This window comes from Spirosoma sp. KCTC 42546, from assembly GCF_006965485.1.
Taxonomy (GTDB): domain Bacteria; phylum Bacteroidota; class Bacteroidia; order Cytophagales; family Spirosomataceae; genus Spirosoma.
Map to the genome: position 1 here is coordinate 22877 of NZ_CP041360.1, position 26573 is coordinate 49449.

Annotated in this window: 27 protein-coding genes; 9 read left to right on the forward strand and 18 right to left on the reverse strand. The window is 46.3% G+C overall.

Going from position 1 to position 26573, the window contains the following annotated elements; genetic code table 11:
- Positions 1 to 66: 66 nt before the first annotated feature.
- A complete protein-coding gene (locus tag EXU85_RS00085; RefSeq protein ID WP_142770132.1) occupies positions 67 to 696 on the reverse strand; it encodes a thymidine kinase in 630 nt (209 codons plus the stop codon).
- Positions 697 to 914: 218 nt separating this feature from the next.
- On the opposite strand from EXU85_RS00085, the gene EXU85_RS00090 reads away from it, so the two are divergent.
- From EXU85_RS00090 to EXU85_RS00105, 4 genes are all read left to right on the forward strand, one after another.
- On the forward strand, positions 915 to 2174 hold the full coding sequence (locus EXU85_RS00090) for a hypothetical protein (protein WP_142770133.1): 1260 nt from the start codon (positions 915 to 917) through the stop codon (positions 2172 to 2174).
- A 163-nt stretch (positions 2175 to 2337) separates the two neighbouring features.
- Positions 2338 to 4434: a helix-hairpin-helix domain-containing protein gene (locus tag EXU85_RS00095; protein WP_142770134.1), complete on the forward strand. Its 2097-nt coding sequence runs from the start codon at positions 2338 to 2340 to the stop codon at positions 4432 to 4434.
- 34 nt (positions 4435 to 4468) lie between these two features.
- On the forward strand, positions 4469 to 4654 hold the full coding sequence (locus EXU85_RS00100) for a hypothetical protein (protein ID WP_142770135.1): 186 nt from the start codon (positions 4469 to 4471) through the stop codon (positions 4652 to 4654).
- Positions 4655 to 4784: 130 nt separating this feature from the next.
- Positions 4785 to 5186 (forward strand): hypothetical protein, encoded by a 402-nt coding sequence (locus EXU85_RS00105; RefSeq protein WP_246859667.1) that lies wholly within the window; start codon positions 4785 to 4787, stop codon positions 5184 to 5186.
- 19 nt (positions 5187 to 5205) lie between these two features.
- On the opposite strand, the gene EXU85_RS00110 is transcribed toward EXU85_RS00105, so the two are convergent.
- Positions 5206 to 5952 carry an ABC transporter ATP-binding protein gene (locus EXU85_RS00110; protein WP_142770137.1) on the reverse strand — a complete coding sequence of 249 codons (747 nt, stop codon included), beginning with the start codon at positions 5950 to 5952 and terminating at the stop codon, positions 5206 to 5208.
- A gap of 82 nt (positions 5953 to 6034) precedes the next feature.
- Positions 6035 to 6766: an ABC transporter permease gene (locus tag EXU85_RS00115; RefSeq protein ID WP_142770138.1), complete on the reverse strand. Its 732-nt coding sequence runs from the start codon at positions 6764 to 6766 to the stop codon at positions 6035 to 6037.
- 159 nt (positions 6767 to 6925) lie between these two features.
- On the opposite strand from EXU85_RS00115, the gene EXU85_RS00120 reads away from it, so the two are divergent.
- Both EXU85_RS00120 and EXU85_RS00125 read left to right on the forward strand, forming a co-directional pair.
- A complete protein-coding gene (locus tag EXU85_RS00120) occupies positions 6926 to 7615 on the forward strand; it encodes an SDR family oxidoreductase (RefSeq protein ID WP_142770139.1) in 690 nt (229 codons plus the stop codon).
- A gap of 135 nt (positions 7616 to 7750) precedes the next feature.
- Positions 7751 to 8665, forward strand: coding sequence for an ROK family protein (locus tag EXU85_RS00125; protein WP_142770140.1), 915 nt, complete (start codon positions 7751 to 7753; stop codon positions 8663 to 8665).
- Between the two features lie 69 nt (positions 8666 to 8734).
- Here the strand turns inward: EXU85_RS00125 and murB are convergent, their stop codons facing one another.
- Positions 8735 to 9763 (reverse strand): UDP-N-acetylmuramate dehydrogenase, encoded by a 1029-nt coding sequence (murB, locus tag EXU85_RS00130; protein WP_142770141.1) that lies wholly within the window; start codon positions 9761 to 9763, stop codon positions 8735 to 8737.
- Positions 9764 to 9852: 89 nt separating this feature from the next.
- Between murB and EXU85_RS00135 the strand changes: the two genes are divergently transcribed.
- Together EXU85_RS00135 and gmd are read left to right on the forward strand one after the other, a co-directional pair.
- Positions 9853 to 10470, forward strand: a complete 618-nt coding sequence (locus tag EXU85_RS00135) for an SPOR domain-containing protein (protein WP_246859375.1) — start codon at positions 9853 to 9855, stop codon at positions 10468 to 10470.
- An 82-nt stretch (positions 10471 to 10552) separates the two neighbouring features.
- A complete protein-coding gene (gene gmd, locus EXU85_RS00140) occupies positions 10553 to 11665 on the forward strand; it encodes a GDP-mannose 4,6-dehydratase (protein ID WP_142770142.1) in 1113 nt (370 codons plus the stop codon).
- 93 nt (positions 11666 to 11758) lie between these two features.
- On the opposite strand, the gene EXU85_RS00145 is transcribed toward gmd, so the two are convergent.
- The 14 genes from EXU85_RS00145 to nadA form a co-directional block, all read right to left on the reverse strand.
- Entirely contained in the window at positions 11759 to 13297 is a 1539-nt protein-coding gene (locus EXU85_RS00145; RefSeq protein ID WP_142770143.1) for a Do family serine endopeptidase, read from the reverse strand.
- Positions 13298 to 13506: 209 nt separating this feature from the next.
- A complete protein-coding gene (locus EXU85_RS00150) occupies positions 13507 to 13968 on the reverse strand; it encodes an Hsp20/alpha crystallin family protein (RefSeq protein ID WP_142770144.1) in 462 nt (153 codons plus the stop codon).
- A 250-nt stretch (positions 13969 to 14218) separates the two neighbouring features.
- Positions 14219 to 14980: a ribonuclease III gene (rnc, locus tag EXU85_RS00155; protein ID WP_142770145.1), complete on the reverse strand. Its 762-nt coding sequence runs from the start codon at positions 14978 to 14980 to the stop codon at positions 14219 to 14221.
- A gap of 3 nt (positions 14981 to 14983) precedes the next feature.
- The gene (gene fabF / locus EXU85_RS00160) at positions 14984 to 16234 is read right to left on the reverse strand and encodes a beta-ketoacyl-ACP synthase II (protein ID WP_142770146.1); all 1251 of its coding nucleotides are present in this window, start codon (positions 16232 to 16234) and stop codon (positions 14984 to 14986) included.
- 153 nt (positions 16235 to 16387) lie between these two features.
- Positions 16388 to 16627 (reverse strand): acyl carrier protein, encoded by a 240-nt coding sequence (locus EXU85_RS00165; RefSeq protein WP_018617787.1) that lies wholly within the window; start codon positions 16625 to 16627, stop codon positions 16388 to 16390.
- 201 nt (positions 16628 to 16828) lie between these two features.
- A complete protein-coding gene (locus tag EXU85_RS00170; RefSeq protein WP_142770147.1) occupies positions 16829 to 17677 on the reverse strand; it encodes a TIGR01459 family HAD-type hydrolase in 849 nt (282 codons plus the stop codon).
- A 217-nt stretch (positions 17678 to 17894) separates the two neighbouring features.
- Entirely contained in the window at positions 17895 to 18434 is a 540-nt protein-coding gene (locus EXU85_RS00175; protein ID WP_142770148.1) for a periplasmic heavy metal sensor, read from the reverse strand.
- Positions 18413 to 18736, reverse strand: coding sequence for a hypothetical protein (locus tag EXU85_RS00180; RefSeq protein WP_142770149.1), 324 nt, complete (start codon positions 18734 to 18736; stop codon positions 18413 to 18415). The genes EXU85_RS00175 and EXU85_RS00180 overlap by 22 nt, the downstream gene beginning before the upstream one ends.
- Before the next feature lie 30 nt (positions 18737 to 18766).
- Positions 18767 to 19363: an RNA polymerase sigma factor gene (locus EXU85_RS00185; RefSeq protein ID WP_246859376.1), complete on the reverse strand. Its 597-nt coding sequence runs from the start codon at positions 19361 to 19363 to the stop codon at positions 18767 to 18769.
- A 70-nt stretch (positions 19364 to 19433) separates the two neighbouring features.
- Complete coding sequence (locus tag EXU85_RS00190; RefSeq protein ID WP_142770150.1) at positions 19434 to 20474, reverse strand: hypothetical protein; 1041 nt, start codon at positions 20472 to 20474, stop codon at positions 19434 to 19436.
- Positions 20475 to 20588: 114 nt separating this feature from the next.
- A complete protein-coding gene (locus EXU85_RS00195; protein ID WP_142770151.1) occupies positions 20589 to 21962 on the reverse strand; it encodes a glutamine synthetase family protein in 1374 nt (457 codons plus the stop codon).
- 164 nt (positions 21963 to 22126) lie between these two features.
- Positions 22127 to 23713, reverse strand: coding sequence for an L-aspartate oxidase (nadB, locus tag EXU85_RS00200; RefSeq protein WP_142770152.1), 1587 nt, complete (start codon positions 23711 to 23713; stop codon positions 22127 to 22129).
- A 318-nt stretch (positions 23714 to 24031) separates the two neighbouring features.
- Positions 24032 to 24256 carry a hypothetical protein gene (locus EXU85_RS00210; RefSeq protein WP_142770153.1) on the reverse strand — a complete coding sequence of 75 codons (225 nt, stop codon included), beginning with the start codon at positions 24254 to 24256 and terminating at the stop codon, positions 24032 to 24034.
- 11 nt (positions 24257 to 24267) lie between these two features.
- Positions 24268 to 25257, reverse strand: coding sequence for a quinolinate synthase NadA (gene nadA, locus EXU85_RS00215; protein WP_142770154.1), 990 nt, complete (start codon positions 25255 to 25257; stop codon positions 24268 to 24270).
- Positions 25258 to 25451: 194 nt separating this feature from the next.
- Here nadA and EXU85_RS00220 point away from each other — a divergent pair, with 194 nt between their 5' ends.
- Entirely contained in the window at positions 25452 to 26492 is a 1041-nt protein-coding gene (locus tag EXU85_RS00220) for a ferredoxin--NADP reductase (RefSeq protein WP_142770155.1), read from the forward strand.
- Positions 26493 to 26573: the final 81 nt, after the last annotated feature.

Consider the following 26573-nt stretch of genomic DNA (forward strand, 5'->3'; position numbering starts at 1 on the left):
AGCAGGATTTAGACGGTGAAATTGATTCCCACCCTTTCTTTCCTAAACTATTTTTTTTACAATTCATCACTCATCGTTATTAACGTCTTCGTAAGCCCATTCTTTTTGCCCAGCTTCATCGCCAAGGTTAAAACAGCGCCGACAGCGAGCTTCGTAACTATCTGTTTCACCCAACAATACGCGTTCCTGCGAAGGGACAAGCCGATATGAGTACTGAGCTATATCCCCACAAACGACACAGATGGCGTGCACTTTGGTTACGTATTCGGCAACACTTAGCAAGTGAGGCATACAACCAAACGGCTTCCCGGAAAAATCCATATCCAGGCCCGCTACAATGACTCGTTTACCCTGATTGGCTAATTCATTACAGACATCTGCAATGTCTTTATCGAAAAACTGAGCTTCATCTACCCCAACTACATCACAATCACCCGCTAACATGAGAATCTGGCCCGCTGTTTGCACAGGCGTTGAGTGAATGGCCACGGCAGAGTGAGAAACAATATTTTCTTCGTGATAGCGAGTGTCTAGGGCAGGTTTAAAAATGCGGACATTCAATTTGGCAATACGGGCCCGAATGAGCCGACGAATTAATTCTTCGGTTTTACCAGAGAACATAGAACCACAGATTACTTCAATCCAACCAGTACGGAGATGGGGCGGTTCGCGTCGTCGGGAGGGTTCAATAAACATCTGGTAAAAGTAGTAAAGGCAGTATTGTTGAGTAAAAAAAGCTAAATCAAGTACAACCTACCGTGAACAACAGGAACGAATATTGTTTTATCTATCCACACGGTTTACCCGTGGTTGGACTAAATCATGGAGCGCATCCCGCTGCATTTGATTTCTTCATTGACAACAGTCGGTTTGTAGCCGAAAGTTATATATTTACAAAACAAAGGCTTTTCCTAATGTCGAACAAGTTTAACGCCAACGCCCTTGCTGAATATAGCAAATCCTACGCTCGTCGGATTGCCTCTGATTTTTACCAGCAACATGCGACCATGAATGGTCGGCAGATTCTCTCGCTTACACCTATTAGTCAGATTAATCTGTTTGTCATCAGTAGTTTATCAGATAAATGGCAGGCCGATGCGGCTAAGTTTCGGAGCCCTTATTTTGACTTCACCAATGATGAGGTGCAGGAAGCATTGCAGAATTTCATGAATGTTGTGTCGCAGTATATTTCGGTCCGGCGTGAACACCTCGAACCGTTGCTGGCCGATGCCACACGCCGAACCATCATCATGATTTTTGACCCTCGTGCTTATTTTGATGATGTTTTGCGCGGCCAACCCGATTTTACGGTGACGGCAGCTGCACTCAAGCAAATTACACGCTACACAAAGATCAATCAGTTTATCCCTGCCCATATTACGCAACGGATGAATGGAAAGGCGTTTATTTATGTCAATCAGGCACTCATCTATCTGGATGAAGCGCTGACTCAGCGAGGGCATGAAATAGAACATTATGATAAGTTTGTAGCCCAGTTTTCGGAGAAATTACCGATGGATGTGTCGGCGTTGCTGCGTAGTCATGTACCTGATAGTATTCCTGCCGCTCCATTACGATCATTCTTTGATACGGCCATTGAAACGTCAGTCCCACCTGCACCGTTAGTAGCTATGGATTCCCTCGCCGAAACCGTTGCTCCAGCTATACCGCCTAAGCCTGACCCAACACCTGTTCCAGAATTGGTAGATGATTCCAGCTCAATGGGTGTTAAGTTTATTGATGATAACAGCATGAGTGGTCCAGAGCCTGTAGCTCCTATTAGTCAGCCGTCGCCTTTACAGACGGGCGCGATTACCACCCCTACAGACACAAAGCAGCCAATCATTGCCATCGAAGCAACACCATCGCTAAACGATACCCTGCGGGAAACGACTCCTGCTGAGCCAGCCACTGTTGCTGAAACATTCCATCGCGCACCTATCGAAAGTGTTGCCCGTAGTATTTCCTTAAATCAGAAATTTCGATTCATTAACCAACTCTTCAATGGTAATTCAAGCGCTTACAATCAGGCTGTTGAGGAAATTGATACCCTGAACAACTATGGGCAGGCGCTGGACCTGATCTCTTACCGGTATGCTTCCCAGTATTTATGGGATATGAGCAGCGATGAAGTTAGTGAGTTGGTTGAAATTTTGAAACGACGTTTCTCCTAAAAAAACCTCACATCAACTTTATGTGCCTTTTTGTTTGTTAAATGTATCTTTCCGATACTGATTTCGTCTTACTTATCGTCAGCCTTTTCCGGCGATTAAGTTCAATAGATGGATGACTTATTAGGAAGGGTTTTATACGTTTAGCATTTGAACAACAAGGATTTTGCGAATTGCTTCCCTACTCATAGTGGTCGGATGGCTGGCCACTATTCCTGCATTCTGCCAACTCAGCACGCCTTCAAGCCGAAGAATAGATCGGTCGGGCGATATTAGCCGATATTTACAGGATTTGTTTCCCGTACAAACGGAGGGTATTGACTATGAGTCTGTATACGATGCGCTGACGCAACTCTATGCCAATCCCATCGATCTGAATACAGCAACTCGGGACGAGCTTCAGACAACGTATCTTTTGTCCGAGCGCCAATTGACTAGTTTGGCAAACTACCGTGCTGAGTTCGGGGATCTTTTATCCATTTACGAGTTACAGGCCGTACCTGGATTCGACTTACCAACAATTCGGCGTTTGTTGCCTTTCGTATTGGTAGCCGGAATCCCTGGTCTGTTTGGTGCTTTACCGACACCAACTGATAACTACCTTATTTTGCGCTATGAGCAGATTCTGGAACAGCAAAAGGGTTTTTCAGAAGCTACTCCCGACAAAAAAGGAAACCTCCCGACGCGCTATCTGGGTAATTCCGGACAGTGGTATGCTCGTTATCGGTACAGCCGGCCTCGTGCTTTCAGTATTGGGTTCACGATGGAGAAAGACCCCGGTGAGCGAATAAACTGGCAGCCTTCGGTGCATCGTTATGGTGCTGATTATAGTTCGTTTCACGCTCAGGTACAAAATCGGGGCCGCTGGCGAAATATCTTACTGGGCGATTATCAAATGCAGGTTGGGCAAGGTTTGGTCTTATCTGCCGGATTTGTTCTAGGTAAAAGTGCCGAGACAGTACAGACCGTTCGTAGACCAACGCTTGGGGCACGTCCCTATACCTCACTAACGGAATATGGCTACTTCCGGGGTGCAACAGCCACCTATGCTTTACACAAAACAATGGATCTAACGCTGTTAGTCGCTCGGAACCAGCGTGATGCCAACCTGGCACAGGATAGTTTGGGAACGGGAGTTATAGCGACCTCCCTGCAAACGTCCGGTCTTCATCGGACGCAATCTGAGATTGATGATCAGGGTAGTTTAGTAGAGACTAATCTTGGGGCGCATCTATTGTATCATAACCGCCACCAGTTTCAACTGGGCCTAACTATACTCCGTACCTCTTTCGATAAATTTCTGCAGAAGCGCGACTTAGCCTACAACCAATATGAATTTACTGGAAAGCACAACCTGGTTGTTGGCCTTCACGGGGGCTACATCTGGCATAACTGGAACCTATTTGGTGAAATAGCACGTAGTAGCGGTTCTGCAACGAATTCAGGAGGTGTTGGCGCAATAGGCGGTGCTTTAGCGAGCCTGACTAAAAAGCTGGATATGGCCGTCGTACTGCGGCATTACGACCGCAATTTCCATAGTTTTTATAGCAATGCGTTCAGCGAAGGAAGTCGAAGCATAAACGAGTCAGGAGCGTATCTGGGATTGAAATACACTATTTACCGCAAGCTGACAGTTGGTGGATTTTTGGACTACTTCAATTTTCCCTGGCTAAAATATTTGGTTGATAAGCCATCCAACGGGTTCGATTATCTGCTCCAGGCCCGCTACACGCCAAATCGAAAAACGGCGTTTTATGCCGTCTACCATGAAGAACATAAGCAGAAGAACTTAACGATTGATAAGATCAAAGATGTGGTCGGAACAATCCGCCGGAATTACGCACTCAATGCCGAATACACATTGGTGCGAGGGGTATCGTTACGCTCACGAGTGCAGTGGGGCGGATTTGCTTACTCAGGCCAACCCGTTTCTCGTGGGTTTGCACTAGTGCAGGATGCAACGCTGGATTACCGGCGGCTGAGCATTAGTGGGCGAGTAGCGCTGTTTGGCACCGATGATTACGATAGTCGGCAGTATGTATATGAGCGTGATGTACTTTATGCATTTTCATTTCCGGCCTACTTCAACCGAGGTGTCCGGCATTATTTATTAGCGCAGTATAGCTTAAGCCGTCATTTGGATATCTGGATGCGTTGGGCCAGAACCGACCTTACCAACCAGGATACCGTTGGCTCCGATCTCGACCAGATTGATGCTCCACACAAAACGGAAGTAAAGGTACAGGCACGGTGGCGATTCTAAACAATTCATTCCTGGACCTATTATCTTTATAAAAATGCCCAATCCTACGCCGATGAAGAAAGCCAAAGAGATCGAATTGAACGACTTCCACAAAGCGCGGAACGAGCGATTAGTCAGGAAAGTCTCCGAGCAGCCCTCGATGTCACCCGAAGAGTCCATAGAGCAAATCAAACGTATAGCCGAACAGAGCCGCCAGGCAGTGAAAGTTGGTGGGCATTGAACGAGTATATCCGGAAGCAAGAGGCTTCAGCTTTGTTCGAGTTGGCTACTCACGATGACCTGTTATTAATAATGAAGCGTTTACGAATCGGTGGATAGACTATGGGCGCATTGAAGGTGGTGAGCATCAGATTTTTCAACAGAATGGCGTTTTCTACAAACGCAACAACTTAGCTTTTCACACAAGCTATCTGGAATATTTTGAGCGCTTGGCCTTGCATAATTGGCTCTTCCCTGATACGATTTATTGGTTGGAAGGCTTGATGCTGGTCGTTGAGCCAGGTGATGAATTTCCTCAATTACGCCCTGTTCTTTCCCAGAAAGCCTTGCGAGCAGTTCGAGGTGCTACCCAAAATGAGGTTGAAGCATTAATGAATAAGCTAGGCTTTGTGCGCCGGTATGAAGATAATTATACAAACGCTGATCAGACCCTCTTTATCGAAGATTTGCATGACCAGAATGTCCTGGTAGATGCCACGGGTGATTTGCTCGTTTTTGATCCGGTTATTTATCTCACCAAGCCAGGGGTATAGGAGGAGTTATATAGCATCCTCACTTTTCCATTTCCCGGATGAGTTTATTGGCGTTGATAAACTCGTTTAGTTCCTTCACGTTCGAATGGATAAGCGTGTCACTGTTGCCTTCCCAGAGTTTTTTGCCCTGATATAAAAACATGATTTGTTCACCAATCTCCATCATTGAGTTCATATCATGCGTGATGACTACCGTTGTAATCTTAAATTCATCCGTGATTTCGGAGATTAGCTGATCAATCTTAATGGATGTTAGCGGGTCAAGACCTGAGTTGGGCTCATCGCAAAATAGGTACTTAGGGTTCAGAACGATAGCTCGGGCAATGCCAACGCGCTTTTTCATACCACCACTGATTTCCGACGGCATACGGTCGGCGGCAGCCTCCAACCCAACCCGACGCAAACACTCATAAGCGCGTTCTAGTTTTTCATCTTCGGGCTGACTGGTCAGCATGTCGAGCGGAAACCGAACATTTTCCAGAACGGTCTTCGAGTCAAATAGAGCTGACCCCTGAAACAGGACACCCATCTCCCGCCGAATGGCCTTCTGTTCCTCAAGGTTACTTGTTAAAAAATCACGGCCATCATAGAGGACTTCGCCTGTATCGGGCTTAATTAGGCCAATCATGCATTTAAGCAGTACACTTTTTCCGGTCCCACTACCACCAATAATCAAACTTGTGTCGCCAGGTTTGAACGATCCGTTGATGCTCGTCAAAATCTGCCGATCACCGAAGGTTTTCGATATGTTTTTTATATCAATCATGATAAAGAGCGAAAGAGCGAAAGAGGGAGTGAGCGGAAATGGACGCGTCAGCCACTCTTTCGCTCATTCCCTCTTTCACTCTTTAAGTTAGCAGCATTTGAGTCAGGATAAAGTCGGCGGCCACAATGGCAATACAACTATTGGTAACAGCCGCAGTAGAAGCTGCGCCAACTTCGAGCGCACCACCGCTCACCCGATAGCCCTGATAAGCTGAAATGGTAGAGACAAGAAAGGCAAATACGACCGTCTTAATGAGCGCAAACGTAACGCCGAACGGCTTGTACTCGAAACGTAGACCAGATACATAATCTTCCGACGATATGACACCAGCTAGCGTTCCGGCAATATAACCACCCAAAATGGCTAAAAAACCAGCCATGATGACCAGGAGGGGGAACATTAGTATAGACGCGATAACCTTTGGTAAAATGAGATACGAACTGGAATTGATTCCCATAACTTCAAGCGCATCAACCTGTTCTGTAATTCGCATAGTACCTATCTCGCTGGCGATGTTTGATCCTACCTTGCCCGCCAGTACAATACAGGATAGTGTTGGGGCTAATTCCAGGATGGAACTGTCGCGTACAATAAGCGCGATTATATTTCTAGGTACGAAAGGATTGGTAAGGTTATAGGCCGTTTGTACGCAGGTTACCGCTCCAATGAATGTATTAACCAACGCGACAATAAATACAGAGCCGACACCAATAGAAGTGCATTCGTTCAGAATAAGGCTCAAATAAACGCGGAGTTTCTCCCGGTTGCGGAAGAGAGTGCCCAGAAAAATGAAGTAATTACCTAATCGAGACATAAATCGTGTAGCAAAACAAACCGACCTTACTCTTGCCAAGTCGGTATTATCTACCGGGAAGAACCCCTGTAAAGATAGAATGGTTTCTACGTAACTTGCGCCGTAGGCTAAACCTTATTGGTCTCTCTGACTTTAAGGATAAAACTGACTAAAATTTTAATGAATCCACTAATTGTAGTAACTGGCGGAACCAAAGGGATTGGCCGCGCCATTGCCGACCGGTTTATAGCTGAAGGTTTCGACGCTATTATCTGCGCCCGTTCTGTTGAAGGACTAGAAAATTCATTTGAATCGACGTCTAAATTACTACCTATTGCCGCTGACCTGTCAACAAGAGCTGGAGTCAATGTGCTGCTTGGCTATATTCAATCGCTCAACCGTCCTGTAGATGTACTGGTTAATAATACGGGCGTTTTTCAGCCGGGACAAATTCATAATGAGGCCGAAGGAACCTTTGAACAATTGATGAATACCAATGTTGCCAGTGCATATCACCTCACCCGTGGGTTGGTTGGAGACATGATTTCGCGTCGGCAGGGGCATATTTTCATGATGTGCTCCACGGCCAGCATTACACCTTATACTAATGGTGGCTCATACTGCATCTCTAAATTTGCCCTATTAGGAATGAGCCGCGTGCTACGAGAGGAGCTAAAACCGCATAGCGTGAAAGTGACAGCTATTTTGCCTGGCGCAACACTCACGGCCAGCTGGGAAGGCACCGACCTGCCCGAAGAGCGATTTATGAAGCCCGAAGATGTGGCTAACAGCGCCTGGGCTGCCTACTCGCTTTCGCCTGGTGCCGTAATGGAAGAAATTCTTATTCGCCCTCAGTTGGGTGATATTTAGTGGTAGCTATAAAGTGGGTAACCAATGACTATGTGGGGTACGGGAGGTCCCGTAACTACTTTTTCGTATCTTGCACCCTGCTTCACGTTCCTAATCTCTGCTAATTGTTCACTGTTAAACTGATTATTGCTACGAATGGCTTCCGTTGAGTATTTAGGTATTGACGTCGGCGGTACGAACGTCAAAATGGGTATTGTCGATGCGAATACCGGTAAGATTTCCAATTTTTATAGCCACGACACCATCAGCTGGCGCGAATCAGGCCATTTTGTCGAGCGATTTGGTGATGCGGTTGCTCTGCAATTGTTAAGCAATAAAGATGTAAAAAAAGTAGGGATTGGTTTGCCGGGTATGCTCAATCGCGAGCGAACGGTTCCACTTGAAATTACGGCTATTCCAGAAATCAATGGTATTCCCATGGTGGAATTGCTAAGTAAACGGTTTCCGGGCACCCAATTTTTTCTGGCAAATGATGCCAATGCTGCGGCTTTGGGAGAATACTACTTTGCCGAAGAAAAAATTACCGAAAACTACATTTTCATTACGCTTGGTACTGGCGTAGGCGGTGCTGCTATCATCAACAAGAAAATATTTACCGGAGGGGATGGCAACGCTATGGAGCCAGGTCATATACCTTCTCGCAATGGCCGTGTACTCGAACGTAATATTGGCAAAAAAGAACTCCTTGACTTAGCTAATGAACGTCGGAGTGAATTTAAGGGTGAAACTCATTTAGCGGATGATGGTAGTATCTCAACAACCGGCTTGGTAGCAGCTGCGGCCGAAGGTGATGAGTTGGCTTTACAAATCTGGACGGAAGTCGGAGAGATGTTGGGCGAGGGCCTGGCTGCGCTCATTAAAATTCTGGACATCAAGCAGGTGCTAATTGGCGGAGGCTTGTCAGCTTCATTTGATTACATTATACCTGCCGTTACTAAAACACTCGATTATTGGCTCAATCCTTATTATAAAAATGGCTTGAGCATCAAGAAGGCCACGCTCGGAAATGATGCTGGCTTGCTTGGTGCCGCTTCGCTTTGTTTTGAGTAAGGGAGTTGTGAAATGAGTGGCGTGAGTGTAGTAAGTTCATTTTCAGGACACTTACTACACTCACGCCACTCATTTGACTATATTGACTTCAGGCGAGATAGATATCCCAAACTTCTCCTGAACGGACTCCTGCACCAGTTTGGCAAGAGCCAGAATTTCCTCACCTGTGGCATTGCCGTAGTTGACTAACACTAATGCCTGTTTGGCATGAACACCTGCATCGCCAGAGCGATAGCCTTTCCAACCCGCCTGCTCAATCAGCCAACCTGCTGGCACTTTCACCAGCTCATCACTAACAGGATAACCGGGAAGGGCTGGATATTGATCGTTTAATGAATCAAACTGGGATTTGGGAATTTCCGGATTTTTGAAAAAACTGCCTGCATTACCAATTTGTGCCGGATCAGGGAGTTTACTACGACGAATATGAATAACAGCCTCACTAATTGCCTTAATGCTTAGTTTATCTTCTGATACACCCATAGTCGTCAACGTTTCCTGAATAGCCCCGTAACGCGTGTGAAACGTTGGATGCTTGTTTAATTGAAATGTGACGCTTGTAATGATGTACTGGCCTTTCAGCTCCCGTTTGAAAACACTTTCCCGATAGCCAAATGCGCAGTGGGCATGGGTAAAGGTTTGTTTTTTTCCGGTTAGTACATGGACCGCAGTGAGCGATTCGAATACCTGCTCCAACTCCACCCCATAGGCACCAATATTTTGCATAGGAGCTGCGCCAACTGTACCCGGAATGAGGGATAGGTTTTCCATGCCGGCATAGCCCTTTCCTACACAAAATAGAACTAACTGATGCCAGTTGACCCCTGCACCCACTGTTAGATAAACATGATCGTCGTCTTCCCGACTAATGTCGATTCCCTGAATGTTAATTTTAACCACCAAACCCTCAAAATTCTGGCATAGCAATACATTGCTTCCTCCCCCAAGAATCAGTTTAGGTGTATCAATATAGTCAGACAATTGAAGTAAGGTCTGGAGGTCTTCTTCGTTACTAATCTCAACCCAATACCGCGCGTTGGCATCAATCCGGAATGTATTGTAGGGTTTGAGCGATACGTGGCTTTGTATATTCAGCATGGAATAGTTCTGGTGAATAGCCAAAATTAGCTAAAATCCGGCACGGGTTAGTACCTGAGTGTATGGGATTCAGGTATTGAAATGACAAAATGGCTATTTTAGCGTTTTATTTATCGATGAGTATGTATTACAACGTGAGTGGATTGTTCTTACTGGGTATATTGACACTGGCTGGTTGTGCAGGTAGCCGTTCAGTTACCTCAGGCCGCTCGACCACCGATTATAACAGCTACAACGAAGATTTAGCTTCGGTACGTCCTGTGTATGGTGTAGCTGCAAGTAGTGCGCCCGTTGCAAATCGCCCAACTGCATCAGCCACAACGCCCACAACTACAACCCGCCGACCTGACAGCCGTAAATCGAATGCACCGGTCGAAGCTCTGCATATTAACCGGCGGCTTGATCTGGTGCTAGATACAATTGCCACTCATAATCGAACGATTCGTTATGCACCAGGCTATAGGATTCAGGTTTATGTTGGCAATCAGCGTCAGGAAGCCGATGCGGCTAAATTGATGATTTCCCAGAATTTCCCTGAACTGAGCCCCTACCTAAGCTACAACCAGCCGACTTACAAGCTTAAAGTCGGTGACTTTATGCGTCGTTTAGATGCCGAACGATACTATACATCAATCCGTCGGTTGATTACATCAGCGCAGTTACAGCCTGATAAAGTGGACATTCGACGTAGCCTAATAATAAAGTAAGTGATAAGATTTAATGGTGATCCATTAACTTTGATTAGTTTTCCACAATTTCAAGTGTTGGACAAGACCTGTTTAGGATGATATGAAAAAAGCGCTGATTACCGGGATTACCGGACAAGATGGGGCCTATCTGGCCGAATTGCTGTTGGAGAAAGGCTATGAAGTTCACGGAATTAAGCGCCGTAGCTCGCTTTTTAACACACAGCGGATTGACCATATGTATGAAGATCCACATGAGAAAAAAGTGCCTTTAAAGCTTCATTATGGAGACCTGTCTGATTCAGCGAATATTATCCGCATAATCCAGGAAGTACAGCCTGACGAGATTTATAATCTTGGTGCAATGTCGCACGTACGGGTGAGCTTCGATGAACCTGAATATACCGCTCAGGTTGATGGCATTGGGACACTCCGCATTTTGGAAGCCGTTCGGTTATTAGGCCTGACAGAAAAGACCCGTATTTATCAGGCTTCGACATCTGAACTTTATGGTGGTGTTCAAGGACACGCCCAGTCAGAAACAACCCCGTTTTATCCCCGGTCTCCTTATGCTGTAGCTAAATTGTACGGCTATTGGATTACAGTTAACTATCGGGAGGCATACAATATGTTTGCCTGTAACGGAATTCTATTCAACCACGAGTCGCCACTACGGGGTGAAACCTTCGTGACACGTAAGATCACTCGTGCAGTATCGCGTATTGGACTTGGCCTGCAAGACAAGGTGTATCTGGGTAATATGGATTCCCTGCGCGACTGGGGTCATGCTAAAGACTACGTCGAAGCCATGTACCTTATTCTGCAACAAGACAAGCCTGAAGATTATGTGATTGCAACCGGTGTAACCACCAGCGTTCGGGATTTTGTACGGATGGCATTTGCTGAAATCGGTGTTGAACTAGCCTTCAATGGCGAAGGCGTTGAGGAAGTTGGAACGGTTGTAAGTTCGACCAACCCGGAGTTTCCAGTTGAAGTAGGCAAAGCGGTTGTTTGTATCGATCCACGGTATTTCCGCCCAACGGAGGTTGACCTGTTACTTGGCGATCCAACGAAAGCCATGACACAGTTGAACTGGAAACCAAAATATGATTTACCTGCTCTGGTGAAAGATATGATGACGGCTGATATTGATCTCTTCCGACGTGACCAACTGCTTGCTAAGAGCGGTCATCAGATCTTAAATTACTTCGAATAGAGTAAGGAATAAAAGGGAGTACAGAGAAGAGGGGGAGTAAAGGGAATGCTGTTTCCCTTTACTCCCCCTCTTCTCTGTACTCCCTTTTATTCCTTAAACAGGCACTGCATAGTAGTACATCCGTGAACTATTAGGGTACATACCAATGAGCATTAGCCCTTCCCCTTCCTTCACGGCCGACATGATGGCTTGAAGATCTTTCGTGCTTTTAACGTTTTTACCGTTTGCTTTCACGATTATAAAACCTTCCTCAACATCAGTTTCTGCCAACTTGCCATCCATGATTTTTTTCACCCGAACACCACCACTTACGCCTAATTGTTTAGCATCTTGAGCAGATAGTTCTTCAAACTGAGCACCGAGTGTGCTCAACGATGCAGTCGACGCCGTAACTTCTTCTTTCTTGATAAGCTCCCGCCCACCATTCCGGTTACGAAGTTCAACTTTAACATCACGTTCGGTACCATCTCGGTTGATCGTAACTGTAATTGCATCTCCTGGACGACGACGACCAATGATTTCACGCATTTGCGCATCAGAATCAAGGGGTTGGCCTTCCATTTTTACGATAACATCCCCTTTCTTAAGACCAGCGGCTTCAGCGGCACCTTTTTCAACCACGTTCTCTACATAGATACCACGGCCTACTTTCGCACCTTTTTCTTTAGCTACCGTGCTGTTCAATTCAACAGGCAGGATGCCAAGGTAACCACGTTGTACGTTACCATACTTGAGCAAATCAGCTGATACTTTCTTCACAAGTGACACAGGTACTGCGAAACCATAGCCGCTGTAATAACCCGTAGCTGATGCGATAGCCGAGTTGATACCAACTAGTTCGCCACGCAAGTTCACTAAGGCACCGCCCGAGTTACCAGGGTTGATGGCTGCATCCGTTTGAATAAAGGCCTCTACGGGTGTATCCCCTTGCTTTTCTGTCCGTCCCTGCTGGCCCTGGCGTTGGGCAAAATCCTGATCCAGAATACCAATCCGGCGTCCTTTGGCACTTACAATACCGGCTGTAACAGTCGATTCCAAGTCAAGCGGATAACCAACAGCGAGCACCCATTCGCCTAATTTAAGTGCATCCGAATCACCAAGTGTAATTGCTGGCAGGTTATTGGCTTCTACTTTAATGACAGCAAGATCCGTCAGTGGGTCGGTACCAATCACTTTCGCTTTAAAGCTGCGCTTATCAGTCATGATAACTTCAACCTCATCAGCATCCTGAACAACGTGATTATTAGTAACAATGTAGCCGTCTTTACTAATAATTACACCCGAGCCAGAGGCTTGTCCCTGTTGACGGCGAGGCTGACGCTGGCCACCAAACTCATCACCAAAGAACTCCCGGAAAATGTCGGGCATTTGCTGCTGACGAACCGTGCGAGTCATTGTCGTGCGGATGTGAACAACCATTGGTGTAACGGCTTCTGCTGCGGTAGAGAAATCGCCAGGTACAGCTGATGGTCCACCTGGCATAGAGGCCAGACGACCCGTAATTGTGGGTATTGGCGACGATTCGTTAAAAATTACATCCCGGTTGTTGAATCCCAACAGGTTGTAAGCGGCCAGCGTTATTGCACTCGACAGGAGGGCCATCAACGCTAATAATTTCCAGTTGCTTTTCATGTTTAAATGGGAAAATCTAATTGCTTTCTTTTTGTGTTGACGACGGTTTTACTGCGTCTGTTGGTATAACGGAAAGTCGCTTCCGAAAAATCCAGGCCTTGTGGGTCCTTAACAAAATTTAACAAGGCTTTGTTAGGCTAAATTTACTCTAAAACAAAGCCCGTGAGAACTCCCTCACGGGCTTTGTCAGGAGGTACTTTATCAACGCATTATCCACCAATCTCAATCTGCCTTGATGGCTTTATTTTGGCTTCTTCTCGTTTGGGAATCTCAATCTTCAACAAGCCATCTGTATAAGACGCCCGGATGTTGTCGGCATCAACAGATGTTGGTAGTGTAAACGTCCGTTGAAAGGATGAATAGCTGAACTCCCGGCGAGTGTACCGCTCCCGATTTGCTCCCTGGTTGCTTGTGTCCGGTTCCTCCTTATGCGTTTCCTGAGAACCCGAAATTGTAAGGTTGTTGTGGTTCAGGTTGAGTTTAAAATCCTCTTTCTTTAACCCAGGTGCAGCTACTTCAATCCGAAAGCCGTCCTGATGTTCTACTACATTGACAGCTGGAACGTTGCTGAGGGAGGACGAACTAGTGTTAAAAAAGTCGTTCACGTCGCGGCCAAAAAAGTTTTCGATCAACGACGGATAGCTGTTGTTCGAGCGCACTAACGTATTCATGACTATCTGTTGGTTTTAGTGTTAAACAATAAGTTAAACAGATTATACCTGTCATTTTTCAAACTTTATGCCAACTAAAACGCAAGGGCTATTCCAGTCATTTTGTCATTCTAAATGCCAGGAAATGGCCTTTTTGTTGACAAGATGTCGCAAAACAAAACAACTAAGGATACTTTAAGAAAGAATATTAATGGAGGTGGCTGGGTGAGCTATAGCTCAAAATCTACAAAAAATGTAGCGTAAAGAAGACTTACTTAAGGGCTAGGAGTTCAAATGCCTTTTCGGCGGCAGCCTGTTCGGCTTTTTTCTTGCTGTAGCCGCTACCGGTAGCGAATGCTTCATCATCGACAAGTACCTGGGCAATAAACTCACGGAAGTGGCTATTACCTTTTTCCGAAACGATCTCAAAGCGAATTTCTTTGCCCTCCCGTTGCGCCCACTCAATCAGGCGGCTTTTGTAGTTACCATTGTTCTGCACGACCGATTCGATATCATAGTGCGAGAGCAGGTCTTTTAGGATAAATTGACGCGAGAACCGAAATCCTTTATCTAAATACACGGCTCCCACTAAGGCTTCGAGCGCATCGCCATACATAGAGGTGCGGGCGGGTAAGCTACGTGTCCGGCTTCCGTCGTATTCAATCAACTGATCGAGGCCAATTTTACGGGCAATGCCGTTTAGTGTTTCCCGATTTACAATTCGGGAGCGAATTTCGGTTAAGAAACCTTCGTCTTTGTAGGGGTATTTTTTGAAGAGAAACTCGGCAATAACCATGCCCAGTACGGCATCACCTAAATATTCGAGCCGTTCGTTCGATTCCCGAAATCCTTCAATAGCGGTTGCTTTTGACGCTGACGTGTGCCGTAGTGCCAATTGGTACAGCCCTAGATTTGATGGTCGGGCACCAATGATATGGGCAATTGAGCGACGCAGATTTTTGCGCGGATCGCTGTTGCCAGACCGAAACCACTCTAGTGGATTGAATAAACTACGGGGCAGAGCGAGTTGCACGACTCAGCTAAGTTTACGGAAAATGATGATGGCATTATGTCCTCCAAACCCAAACGCATTGCTCATCACGGTTGTTATAGATCGCTCCTGAGCCGTATTGAACGTTAAATTAAAGCGTGGGTCAATTTCTTCATCGTCAGTGAAATGATTGATTGTTGGAGGAACCAGTTGATGTTCCATCGCTTTTAAACAGGCAATCGCTTCAACGGCACCCGCTGCCCCCAGCAAATGACCAGTCATAGACTTGGTTGAGCTGATATTTAGCTTGAATGAATGCTCTCCAAATAATTGATGGATCGCTTTCAGTTCCTGTGGGTCACCAATTGGTGTTGAGGTGCCGTGGGTATTAATGTAATCAATATCGGTAGGCGCAATACCTGCATCATTGAGCGCGTCTTCCATGGCCAAAAAGGCACCTAAGCCATCGGGGTGTGGCGCTGTGATGTGATACGCATCAGAAGACATGCCACCGCCAATTAATTCGGCATAAATTTTGGCTCCGCGCTCCAGAGCATGCTCATATTCTTCCAGAATAATTGCTCCAGCCCCTTCACCTAACACAAACCCATCCCGATCCTTGTCATAAGGCCGAGAAGCCGTTTCAGGAGAGTCGTTGCGTTCTGATAAGGCTCGGTTGGCATTGAAACCACCAATACCCGCTTTAGTCACAGCCGCTTCGGAACCACCCACAACGCACATTTTCAACCGACCCAAACGAATGTAGTTCAGGGCATCAATGATTGCGTTGTTGGTTGAGGCACAGGCTGAAACAGTTACGTAGTTTGTACCCCGAAACCCGTAGCGCATCGAAATCTGCCCCGAAGCACTGTCGGCGATCATGCGAACAATAAAGAACGGATTGATACGAGGTGTGCCGTCGCCTTGGGCGTAGCCGATCATTTCGTCCTCGAACGATTTGAGACCGCCAATACCCGAACCCCAAATAACACCAACTTTGTTTTTGTCGAGCGTGTCGAGGTTCAGATTGGCATCACGAACGGCTTCTTCGGTAGCAATAAGCGCATAATGGGTAAACGCGTCCATCTTACGAGCTTCCTGCCGAGGAATAAACTGCGTGACATCCAGACCCTTTACTTCACAAGCGAACTGCGTACGAAACTTGCTGGCGTCAAACTTCGTAATGGGACCGGCCCCGCTTACACCGGCGGCTAAGTTGTTCCAATAGGTGGGTACATCATTGCCAATGGGTGTCAACGCACCGAGGCCGGTCACTACTACTCGTTTGAATGTCATACAGCTATACTGCGTAATGAAAAAAGAAAAACAACGCCAAGCCTGAAATTGTTGGTGTTGGCTTCCAGATACTTAATGGATTTGCTGATCGGAATGAACAATTCGATGTTGGGCCGGTAGCCTTACTTCCGAATCAGGTTTCCGTAAAGAGGTTTACTTCCCGATGTGTTTTTCCAGGTATTCGATGGCCAAACCAACGGTAGAGATTTTTTCAGCCTCGTCGTCAGGAATTGGCAAATTGAATTCTTTTTCAAATTCCATGATTAGCTCAACTGTATCGAGCGAATCGGCACCCAGATCGTTGGTAAAGCTTGCTTCTGGCGTCACTTCTGACTCTTCAACACCCAGTTTCTCAACAATGATATTCTTAACTTTTTGTGCAATGTCCGACATTTTAGTAGCCTGTTCTAGTTAAAAAACTGCGCAAAGAAACGTATTTACCTTTGTATTATCAAACAATTTTTTGGGTTATCAATCGTTCGATATTGCTACGTATATAGATTTATGCTTTTGAAAATCAATTAATTATGAATAGAAATCAATTGAAAAGCTAGCTTTGCTCTGATAGGAGCATTCTATAAAAAACTAGTCTATCTAGCGAATCACAACCGACTTACAGACATAAGTCGGAATAATACCCGTGCTTCGAATTAACACTTCGGCATCTTGAGGTTGGGTGTTACCCGTTAATACAAGGGCAGTATCTAAGCCAAATTTGTTACCGCCCAGAATATCAGTTCGTAAGGTATCACCTACCATCAAAATATCCCGTTTGCTGATATGAGCTGCATTTTCGAGTCGCTCATAGGCAAACATAAACAACTGGGCATCGGGCTTCCCGAAACGAATGAATTGCTTACCTACTATGTTTTCAATCATTTTGGCAATAGCACCTATGGCAATAGCAATACGGGTTTTTGAAACAGGATAGGTGTTATCGGTATTGGCGACAATAACTGGGATATTACGTTTTCTAAGCAAATTCACCGTCTTGGTTAAATCTGTATTCCAGTCAAAACCCTCATCGTCCAGCAGGACTAAGGCGTTTATGTCGGCTACATCTTTTAGATCTACCTGACTGATGGGAAGCGTTTTAAGGCCAGTCGTTTCAAGGTAATGAGCGGATTTTTCAGTGCCTAAGTAGGCTACTGTGCCATTGTGTACTTTCAAATCCAAATATTCCCGAGCCAACATTCCTGACGAAATAATACGCTCTGGGTTAATGGCATAGAATCCCTGTCGATAATAAGACTCGGCTAGTTCATGCGGCCCACGGGAGGCATCGTTGGTCAGGACGTAATAATCTCTACCCGTTTCCCGAAGCCAGTCGAACGTTTTTTCAATACCTGGCAAAAGACCTTCTGAGTTTTTCAGGACACCAAATGCATCGAAGAAAATGACTTTATAGTTTTCTGCTACGGTTTTGAAATCGGCAAGTTGCATAAAAGGAATAAACGGAGTAGTAGGTTTGTTTCTAACCTATAGATTATTGGTAAAAATACGATTCGAGCCGAATTTCCAATTAGTTTTCTTTATACATAGTCTGCATATAAGCAATTCATTTGCCAATAGTCAGAAATAACGGTCATCATAGAGAGGCCAAATCTGGCCGGTTTTAGAAAGGTTAGGCAGGTTCGAAGCCAATAAGATTTCCTGAAAGCTAGGGATGGGGTGGTAAATTCTCAGGTGATTCATCTGGGCGACCTTCGGGTGGTCCATCTGGACTCCGCCTTGGGGGGCGTTGCTGACGACCAAATAAACGGGCCAAATCCTTGGCCAATTCGGTGAAATCACCCTGTTGGTCAGGCCGGCAAAGGGCTTTGATTTGCTTGAAATGAGTGAAATTGAGCTGCGCCTGTGCTCGCTGATTATTCGCAATCTGCTGACTTAATGTATTCGCCCGTGCTGAATCTGGCGGACTCATTGCCAATAAGCCATAATAATCGCGATACAACTGCACCATTTCCTCATTGAGTGCTCGGGTTTGTTCCTGATGGTTCGTTATTAATCCACGATATACCTTTTGCTGACCTGCGTCGAAGCGAAGGCGCCCGATAATTACCGTAGCGGGTTCTTCTGCACCGCCAGGGCCACCAGGATGAGGTGGCCGATTAGGTTTGAGTAACAGAAAACCGATCGTTATAAGATTGAGCAGAAAAAGGCCGATAACGGCAATCGTTAGTAGTTTTGTCCGCTCCATAGGCCGTAGAGTTGGTTATTGGCTGGATAAAGCTGCATAGCTGAAACAACCGTACCTAAATCGGTTGCATTAGTTGCCTCAGGACGGACAAATCGGCTGATCACTTGCCAATTAAGGGCCAGCAGCAGAACAAACGAAACGGCCATACCCCACACTACGCGCATCGATACATAAGCCTTAGGTGGTTCTGTATGAAGTCGATTCCGAATTTTTGCGAATAGAAACGGACTTGGTTCTGCTCGTTGAACATTATTTAAACTGCCAAGTACATCGTTTATCCATTTATCTTCTTTAGGTTCCATACTGATTGAGACGACAGGTGTTGAGGATTCCTACGGATTCTGTAGAGTTTTATATAAACCAGCTAATTGTTTTTTTAAATTTTCGGTAGCCCGTTGCAAAAGTGATTCAACGGCCCCAACACTTACAGCCATTACGCCAGCTGTTTCAATATTGTTCAATCCCTCGACCTTTGTTAGTAGATAGGCTGTCTTTTGCTTATCGGGGAGTTTGCCAACCGCTCGGAAGAGGATAGCAGCCTGTTCCTGGTTTTCGAGCGCAATACCAGGATGGAAAAAGTCGGTGGGTTGGTGGAGGAGTTCGCCGGTAGACGTGTCGAACAGGCTGGTAAAGAAAGCAAACCGCTTTTGCCGTTTCTGGTGTTTCAAAAAATCCAGCGATTTATTGACGGCAATGCGGTAGAGCCAGGTTGTTACGCTAGCGTCGCCTTTGAATGTGCCTGCCGACCGAAACACCTCTACAAATACGTCCTGCGTGATTTCTTCCGCATCTTCCCGATTACGGACGTAGCCCAGGGCTAGCGTAAATACGCGACTTTTGGTTTGGTCATAGAATTCCCTGAAGGCTGATTCGCTGCCTTTCTGAATCTCCCTGAGTAATAATGGCAAGTCGTACAAATTAGTCATCATTAAGCAGTATGCCCAATGCTTAGGATGGTACTTTGACGCCTTGCGTAGGCTAAAGTCATTTCTGGGAAACCTATATTCCTAGCGCCCGCAGGATTTTGTCTGCGTCGAACTGTTCAATAGACGGGAAGTAAATCTCGTAGGCCTCGCGTTGCAACTTGATCGCGTAAGTGCGGTGGAAGAAATAACGACCGTATTTAATGACGTAGTTGAGTATAAAAAAGCGATAGGCTTCGGGCAAGAACCGAATCTCGTTTTCGGTAAGCGGGAATACCTTATGGTATTCTTTTAAAAACAGCAGGAAGCGGTCTTCCATCAACGGGCCGATGACATAGCTAAATACCGTTCGATCGCCAGCATTGGAAACCACCCGACTGAAAAAGTAGAAATCCAGAACCCGATAACTGATTCGGAACCAGTCGTAATCCCAACGTGAGTAGAGTTCCAGATTCTGCGTGACCGAAAAGTTGCCGATGTTCCAATCGACGAAGACGGGCATGGTTTCGACGGTGCCTGCTACGAGTTTCTGGCGGTTTGTCAGAAATAATTCACACTGGCGTTTTAATTCATCGATATGCAACCGATGCTCAAACTGGCCAACTTCGGTCTCTAACAAATCAAGCAGATCCCAAACATCCGAACGTAGTGTTTTTGACGATTTAGGAAGCACCGTACTCACACGCGAGCATGCTTTATGAAACTTCGCTATTTGCCGCCCCAGCATCTGAATATGATGTTCTTCTAACCGGCGGGGGAGTTTTAACTGAATTCGAATTGGGTTATAAAATACCACCCACGCATCGACAAAGCTGTCTTTCTGTCGGTAGGTATAAACCTGTCCATCCCGCACCAGCGACTTTGCCAGTACATTCTCAAACGGATAGAGCAGGTTGTTAGCCAAAGCATGAATAATACGATGGTCTTCCAGAAAGTGCTCATACTTGCCGAAGTAAGACAGTTTGGCAATAATATGCTCGCCATCTTCAAACGTAACTTTGAAGACGTGATTAGTGGAAACCCGTGCACTAATGTCTTCAATAGTCTGAATTTGTACAGACCCATCAAACTCCGCCCAGGCTTTTTTTATGATGGTAGGATAATCAACAAGACGCATATGCTACGGTTGTCAGTTTACGGTTCATTGTTTATGGTTGGCGGACGTATTGACCACAAGAGCGGCCCCGCGCTTCGCGTAGCTGTAAACAATAGACCGTAAACTGAAAACTCTTTAAATAATTTCAAAATATCGTTTCAGTTCCCAGTCGCTAACCTGACGAATGTATTGTCGCCATTCCCAATCGCGGGTGCGCGTGAAATGGTCAACAAATTCAGGGCCAAACAGTTCGGCGGCTACTGGCGAATTGGCCATTGCCCGTGTGGCTTCATCCAGATTTGTTGGTAAAATTCCGTTGCGCTTATCGGCGTACCCATTCCCAACCGAAGCCGGGATATCGAGCGTTAGTTTATGCCGAATACCGTATAAGCCCGAAGCCAACGATGCAGCTATCGCCAGATAAGGATTTGTGTCCGACCCCGATACGCGGTGTTCCACTCGTGTATAGGCTTCTTTATGGTTCAACACGCGAAGGGCAGTTGTGCGATTATCTACTGACCAGGTTAAGGTAGTAGGTGCCCAGGCACCTTCAACCAGGCGTTTATAGCTATTAATCGTCGGCGCGAACATCGGCGTAATGTGCGGTAAACAGTAGAGCTGGCCAGCTATGAACTGACGCATCAACTCGCTCATGTTATTAGGCTTAGCTGGATCGTAAAACAGATTCTGCGTCTGTTCTGGATTCCAGAGACTTTGGTGAATATGACCGCTACAACCGGGTAGTTCAGCATTCCATTTGGCCATGAATGTAGCCACGACCCCGTGTCGATAGGCAATTTCCTTCACGGCTGTTTTAAACAAAGTTGCCTTATCAGCCGCCCGGACAACCTCATCATGCATGATTGCTGCTTCATACACCCCCGGCCCGGTTTCGGTATGAAGACCTTCGAGCGGTATATCGAACTGAGCCAGCAAATCGAATAGATCGTGGTAAAAGGCACTTTCGATGGAAGGGCGTAGGATAGAATACCCGAACATGCCGGGCGTTAGCGGCTCCAGCTTACGAAAGTCTTTTTCTAGCAGACTTTGGGGCGTTTCGCGAAAATTGAACCACTCGAATTCCTGCGCAAATTCAGCATGAAAGCCCAGTTCCTGACACTGGCTGGCAATGCGTTTGAGCAGGCTGCGTGGGCAAGCGGCTAAGGCGTAATTGCTTGGTTCGGCATTTGAGGCAGGACTAAAATCAGCCAGAAAAAAGGGAATGTTATCTTCCCAGGGAAGCTGACGAAAGGTGGAAACATCAAGCCTGACGGGCGCGTCAGGATAGCCCGACTGCCAGCCCGTTGTTTTGCCATTATCGTAAGGTGTATCGGAGGAATCCCACCCCCAAACAACGTCACAAAAACCGAAGCCATCGGTTAATCCATCCAGGAATTTCTGTCGGTGAATGATCTTTCCGCGCAGGACTCCATCAATATCGGTAAAGGCATATTTAATTTTGGGACTGTCGCTTTGATTGATGAAGTCGATAATGTCTTGCTGATTCATGGCAGTAAGGCTTATTCTTCCGAATAATGCCCGAATAACAGCTTTACGGTGTTATTCGGGCAGGGATACTATCTCGGATTCTTGCGGGTAAAGCTACTTATTCTCGCGCAACCTTCCGCGTGTTTATAAAATCCGTTCAGCAAGTTTGACTGGATTACATAGGCCTACTTTACATTATCCAGATTAAAATGCAGGCCGCTGTTCTCCCGCCGGGCCATAGCCATCTTAATCACCAGATAAGCAACTTCAATCATGTTGCGGAGTTCGCAAATGGGAACCGATACTTTCGACTGGCGATAGAGTTCTTCGTGTTCTAAATAAATCAATTCAAGCCGGTCCATTGCCCGCTTCAAACGCCGGTTCGTACGTACAATACCGACGTAGTTCGACATGATCGACTCCAGTTCTTTCTTCATTTCGGTTACCAGAACCAACTCTTCGGGGTGAGTGGTGCCTGCATCGTTCCAGGCTGGAATGTTCTCGGGCATCACGGCCTGATCGAGTAGCTCAACCGTTTTCTCGTAGGCACGATGGCCAAATACAACAGCTTCGAGGAGTGAATTGGACGCTAGCCGATTGGCTCCGTGCAGACCCGTACAGGAACATTCGCCGACCGCGTACAGGAACTGAATATTCGTTTGGCCCCACTCGTTTACCCGAACACCTCCGCAGAGGTAGTGTTGGGCAGGCACAACTGGAATATAATCTTTTCGTAAATCCAGGCCTAAATGATCGCGACAGTAAGCGGTTATGTTTGGAAAGTGTTCGACAAAACGTTCATAATCACAATGGGTCACGTCTAAGTAAACGTGGGGATCGCCCGCTTTTTTCATTTCGGAGTCGATGGCGCGGGCCACAATGTCGCGCGGGGCCAGCGATAGGCGGGGGTCGTAGTTTTCCATGAACGTCTCACCTTTGCGCGTACGGAGTACACCCCCAAATCCGCGTACCGCTTCTGAAATCAGGAAGTTGGGCTTTTTGCCTGGCTCATACAGCGCCGTTGGGTGGAACTGGATGAACTCCATATCTTTCCCTATACCCTTAGCTCGGTATGCCATCGCAATGCCGTCGCCGGTAGCAATGTTCGGGTTGGTTGTATTTTGGTAGATGTTCCCAATTCCCCCCGTTGCCAGCAGTGTCGTTTTGGCTAAAAACTGCTCAACCTCACCTGTTCGGGTATTCAGTACATAAGCTCCAAAGCACTTATTATCAGCGTCGTATCGGTGAACAGTTTCGCCGAGTTGGTGACGCGTGATGAGTTCAACAGCGTAGAAATGCGTAAAAATCTCAATAGATTTCAGCGAGTTTGCCTTTTCGAGTAACGCCCGTTCAATTTCGGCCCCAGTTATGTCTTTAAAGTGCAGAATCCGGAAATCGGAGTGGCCGCCTTCTTTCGCAAGGTCATAATCGGTACCACCATGTTCCTTATCGAAACGGGTGCCGTAGTCAATCAACTCCTGAATACGACCGGGGGCCTCGCGCACAACGATTTCGACAATATGACGGTCGCTCAGGAAGTCGCCTGCTACCATTGTATCATCGATATGTTTTTCAAATGAATCACCTTCCGACCAGACCGCTGCAATACCGCCCTGAGCGTATTTGGTGTTGGTTTCTTCGGCCTGCACTTTGGTGATTACACCAATTTTTACATTCTGTTGTAGTTTCTCAAAATGCATCGCCAGCTTGGTGGCGTAACTCAGGCCCGCAATGCCGGAGCCGATAACCAGAAAATCGAATTGATGGGGCATTATTCAGGGATATTCAGAAGTCGATCGTTTAAGTCACTTTCGGCAATAGTGTCAGTTTCGCTTTTATCATATAGTGCAACTAGATAAACAATCTCGTTAACTATTTTAACACACGTTATGATTCTGGCTCCCCCACGTTTGCCTTTATTTTTACTGGATATTGCTAAGCGAACTTTATAGCAATCTTTGCCAAGGGATTCGCCTTACTGTGGTTCTTCCTGTAGGGACTCGATAAGTTTCTCTAAATCATTTTTGAAAGAAGGATACTTCTTCCTTAGTTTTTTGGTGTCACGCAGGCCGTCAGATGTAAAAATCACCTTATAGCTCATCGAGTACCTCGCGGGCTGATTTAAGCGTAATCTTTCCTTCCTGATGAAGTTTTATTTCAGCTAAACCTCGTTCAATACTGTCTAAAATCTCCCTTTTCTTTCGTGCTTTGGGGGTCTCTTTTAGAGTTGTCGCCTTAATCTTCATCACTTTGGCAAACTGCTTCACTAAGTGTAGCTCATCGGGTGTTTGGGGTTGCAAAATAATCTGTTGCATAATTTTAATTGTTACTTGCTCAATTCCAGCATTCTCGCCACAGATTCATAGGCCTTCAATCGCACATCTTCCGGTACAATAATCTCCGGTTGTTCGTAGAGCATGGCGTTATATACCTTCTCCATCGTATTCATTTTCATGTACGGACACTCTGAGCAGGCGCAGGTATTATTCTGACTAGCGGGCGCTGGAATTATTTTCTTGTGCGGAACGGCCTGCTTCATCTTGTGCAGAATACCCGCTTCGGTACCAACGATAAACGTCTGCTCGGGACTATCGACTACATATTTGAGCAACGCGGTTGTAGAACCCACATAATCGGCTTCACTTAAAATATGCTCCTGGCATTCGGGATGGGCAATGAACTTGGCTTCGGGGTACTCAATTCGTAGTTTGTGCAGCTTTTCCAGCGAAATATCGATGTGGACAATGCAGGCACCATCCCACAGTACCATGTCACGACCGGTTTTCTTCGAAACGAAACGGCCAAGGTTCGCATCCGGGGCGAAGATGATTTTCTGATCCTTCGGCAGGCTTTCAACGATCTTCAGCGCGTTCGACGAGGTAACAATAATATCAGACAGCGCCTTGATTTCAGCCGAGCAATTAATATACGACAGGACGATATGATCGGGATACTGCGCTTTGAATTCCGCGAATTTATCGGCCGGGGCTGAGTCTGCGAGTGAACAACCCGCATTCAGGTCGGGAATAACTACCTTTTTCTCGGGTGAAAGTACTTTTGCCGTTTCGCCCATAAAATGTACCCCGCAGAACACAATCATATCGGCGGGGGTAGCGGCTGCCTGCTGCGACAACCCCAGACTGTCGCCAATGTAATCGGCAATGTCCTGAATGGCTCCATCTACATAATAGTGAGCCAGGATAACCGCATTTTTTTCTTTTTTCAGCCTGTTAATTTCGGCCACTAAATCTATGTCTTCAGCGACTGGTTTATTGACATAACCAACGCGTTGAACTTCTTCCAGGAGTGCTTCCATTGAGGGTATTGACAGGTGGTTTTATAGGTAACAACGAATACGAACAAAATGTCACTAGATAACTTTAGCCTATATTGGATGAACCTAGCTCACAGACAGGGATGTCCTTCCGACTGGCCGAATTTCAGGAAATCGATTGGGCTTTCAAACAACAGGCCTTAATTGGTTAGTTTTGACATAAAGCAAACCTGTTTATGACCGACGATTTTCTTCAGCTACGCATTATTCGCATTGTTCCTGAAACCGCCGAAGCCAATAGCTATTTTCTCGAACCGCTGGATGAACAACCCGTTTCCTACACTGCCGGACAGTTTCTGACCGTAATCCTGTTGCATAACGGGCATGAAGTTCGCCGATCTTACTCCATTAGTTCTATTCCTGCAGAAGCCCTCCGTATCACCATTAAGCGGGTTCAAAATGGGGAGATTTCCCGCTTCCTGCTTGATACCTTACGCGTTGGAGATATTCTGACCAGCTTACATCCTGCCGGGCGATTTACATTCGATGAACATGAGGCTGGTGATGTCGTGCTTTTGGGGGCTGGGAGTGGGATAACTCCTTTGTTTGCGCTGGCGAAGCAGGTTTTATTGACAACCTCTACTCGTAGCTTAACCTTACTTTATAGTAGCCCCAATGAGCGGACTATTATTTTCCGGGAAGAGCTAGATGAACTGCAACGCCAATTTCCTGATCGCTTTCGGATTTTGTATTTACTAAGTAATCCGGCTGAAGATTGGAATGGCTTGCGGGGGCGGCTAAATAACGTGATGCTCGAACGGCTGCTACCGACGTTGGTGGGCGCATCAGATCCGGAATCAGTCCATTTTTATATCTGCGGACCGGGAGATTATATGCGCATGGCACAATTTACACTAGTGTTCAGCGGATTTCGACTCGACCAGATTCGGCGGGAGAATTTTGTGGTCGAGCCTGTTGTGTTAACCCCACCACCGACTTCTGCGCAGGATCGAAGTGTGCTGCTCCGTTTTAAAGGTCGTGAGGTCGAAATTCAGGTGCCAGCCTATAAATCCATTTTGCAGGCGGCATTGGACGAAGGCATCCATTTACCGTACAGTTGCCGGGGTGGACGATGCTCTACCTGTGTGGCCCGTTGCGTATCAGGTAGTATCCATATGACAATCAATGACGTGTTAACCGAGCGAGACCTTGCCGAAGGCTGGGTACTTACCTGTACGGGCTACCCGGAAAGCGATGGAGTAGTGATTGATGTGTAAAAGGGAGAAAGGGGAGGAGAGGGAGTAAAGGGAGGATGGAAAATACCTTCTCCCTTTACTCCCCCTCCTCCCTTTTCTCCC

Coding starts and splice junctions, on each gene's coding strand:
- EXU85_RS00180 (WP_142770149.1), bottom strand. CDS start 18,736: ATGGAACCTAAAGAAGATAAATGGATAAACGATGTACTTGGCAGTTTA.
- EXU85_RS00090 (WP_142770133.1), top strand. CDS start 915: ATGTCGAACAAGTTTAACGCCAACGCCCTTGCTGAATATAGCAAATCC.
- EXU85_RS00195 (WP_142770151.1), bottom strand. CDS start 21,962: ATGAATCAGCAAGACATTATCGACTTCATCAATCAAAGCGACAGTCCC.
- EXU85_RS00185 (WP_246859376.1), bottom strand. CDS start 19,363: ATGATGACTAATTTGTACGACTTGCCATTATTACTCAGGGAGATTCAG.
- EXU85_RS00170 (WP_142770147.1), bottom strand. CDS start 17,677: ATGCAACTTGCCGATTTCAAAACCGTAGCAGAAAACTATAAAGTCATT.
- EXU85_RS00100 (WP_142770135.1), top strand. CDS start 4,469: ATGCCCAATCCTACGCCGATGAAGAAAGCCAAAGAGATCGAATTGAAC.
- EXU85_RS00110 (WP_142770137.1), bottom strand. CDS start 5,952: ATGATTGATATAAAAAACATATCGAAAACCTTCGGTGATCGGCAGATT.
- EXU85_RS00220 (WP_142770155.1), top strand. CDS start 25,452: ATGACCGACGATTTTCTTCAGCTACGCATTATTCGCATTGTTCCTGAA.
- EXU85_RS00165 (WP_018617787.1), bottom strand. CDS start 16,627: ATGTCGGACATTGCACAAAAAGTTAAGAATATCATTGTTGAGAAACTG.
- EXU85_RS00085 (WP_142770132.1), bottom strand. CDS start 696: ATGTTTATTGAACCCTCCCGACGACGCGAACCGCCCCATCTCCGTACT.
- EXU85_RS00175 (WP_142770148.1), bottom strand. CDS start 18,434: ATGGAGCGGACAAAACTACTAACGATTGCCGTTATCGGCCTTTTTCTG.
- nadA (WP_142770154.1), bottom strand. CDS start 25,257: ATGGAAGCACTCCTGGAAGAAGTTCAACGCGTTGGTTATGTCAATAAA.
- EXU85_RS00125 (WP_142770140.1), top strand. CDS start 7,751: ATGGCTTCCGTTGAGTATTTAGGTATTGACGTCGGCGGTACGAACGTC.
- gmd (WP_142770142.1), top strand. CDS start 10,553: ATGAAAAAAGCGCTGATTACCGGGATTACCGGACAAGATGGGGCCTAT.
- murB (WP_142770141.1), bottom strand. CDS start 9,763: ATGCTGAATATACAAAGCCACGTATCGCTCAAACCCTACAATACATTC.
- fabF (WP_142770146.1), bottom strand. CDS start 16,234: ATGACATTCAAACGAGTAGTAGTGACCGGCCTCGGTGCGTTGACACCC.
- EXU85_RS00210 (WP_142770153.1), bottom strand. CDS start 24,256: ATGCAACAGATTATTTTGCAACCCCAAACACCCGATGAGCTACACTTA.
- EXU85_RS00150 (WP_142770144.1), bottom strand. CDS start 13,968: ATGAATACGTTAGTGCGCTCGAACAACAGCTATCCGTCGTTGATCGAA.
- EXU85_RS00135 (WP_246859375.1), top strand. CDS start 9,853: ATGGCTATTTTAGCGTTTTATTTATCGATGAGTATGTATTACAACGTG.
- EXU85_RS00120 (WP_142770139.1), top strand. CDS start 6,926: ATGAATCCACTAATTGTAGTAACTGGCGGAACCAAAGGGATTGGCCGC.
- nadB (WP_142770152.1), bottom strand. CDS start 23,713: ATGCCCCATCAATTCGATTTTCTGGTTATCGGCTCCGGCATTGCGGGC.
- EXU85_RS00115 (WP_142770138.1), bottom strand. CDS start 6,766: ATGTCTCGATTAGGTAATTACTTCATTTTTCTGGGCACTCTCTTCCGC.
- EXU85_RS00145 (WP_142770143.1), bottom strand. CDS start 13,297: ATGAAAAGCAACTGGAAATTATTAGCGTTGATGGCCCTCCTGTCGAGT.
- EXU85_RS00190 (WP_142770150.1), bottom strand. CDS start 20,474: ATGCGTCTTGTTGATTATCCTACCATCATAAAAAAAGCCTGGGCGGAG.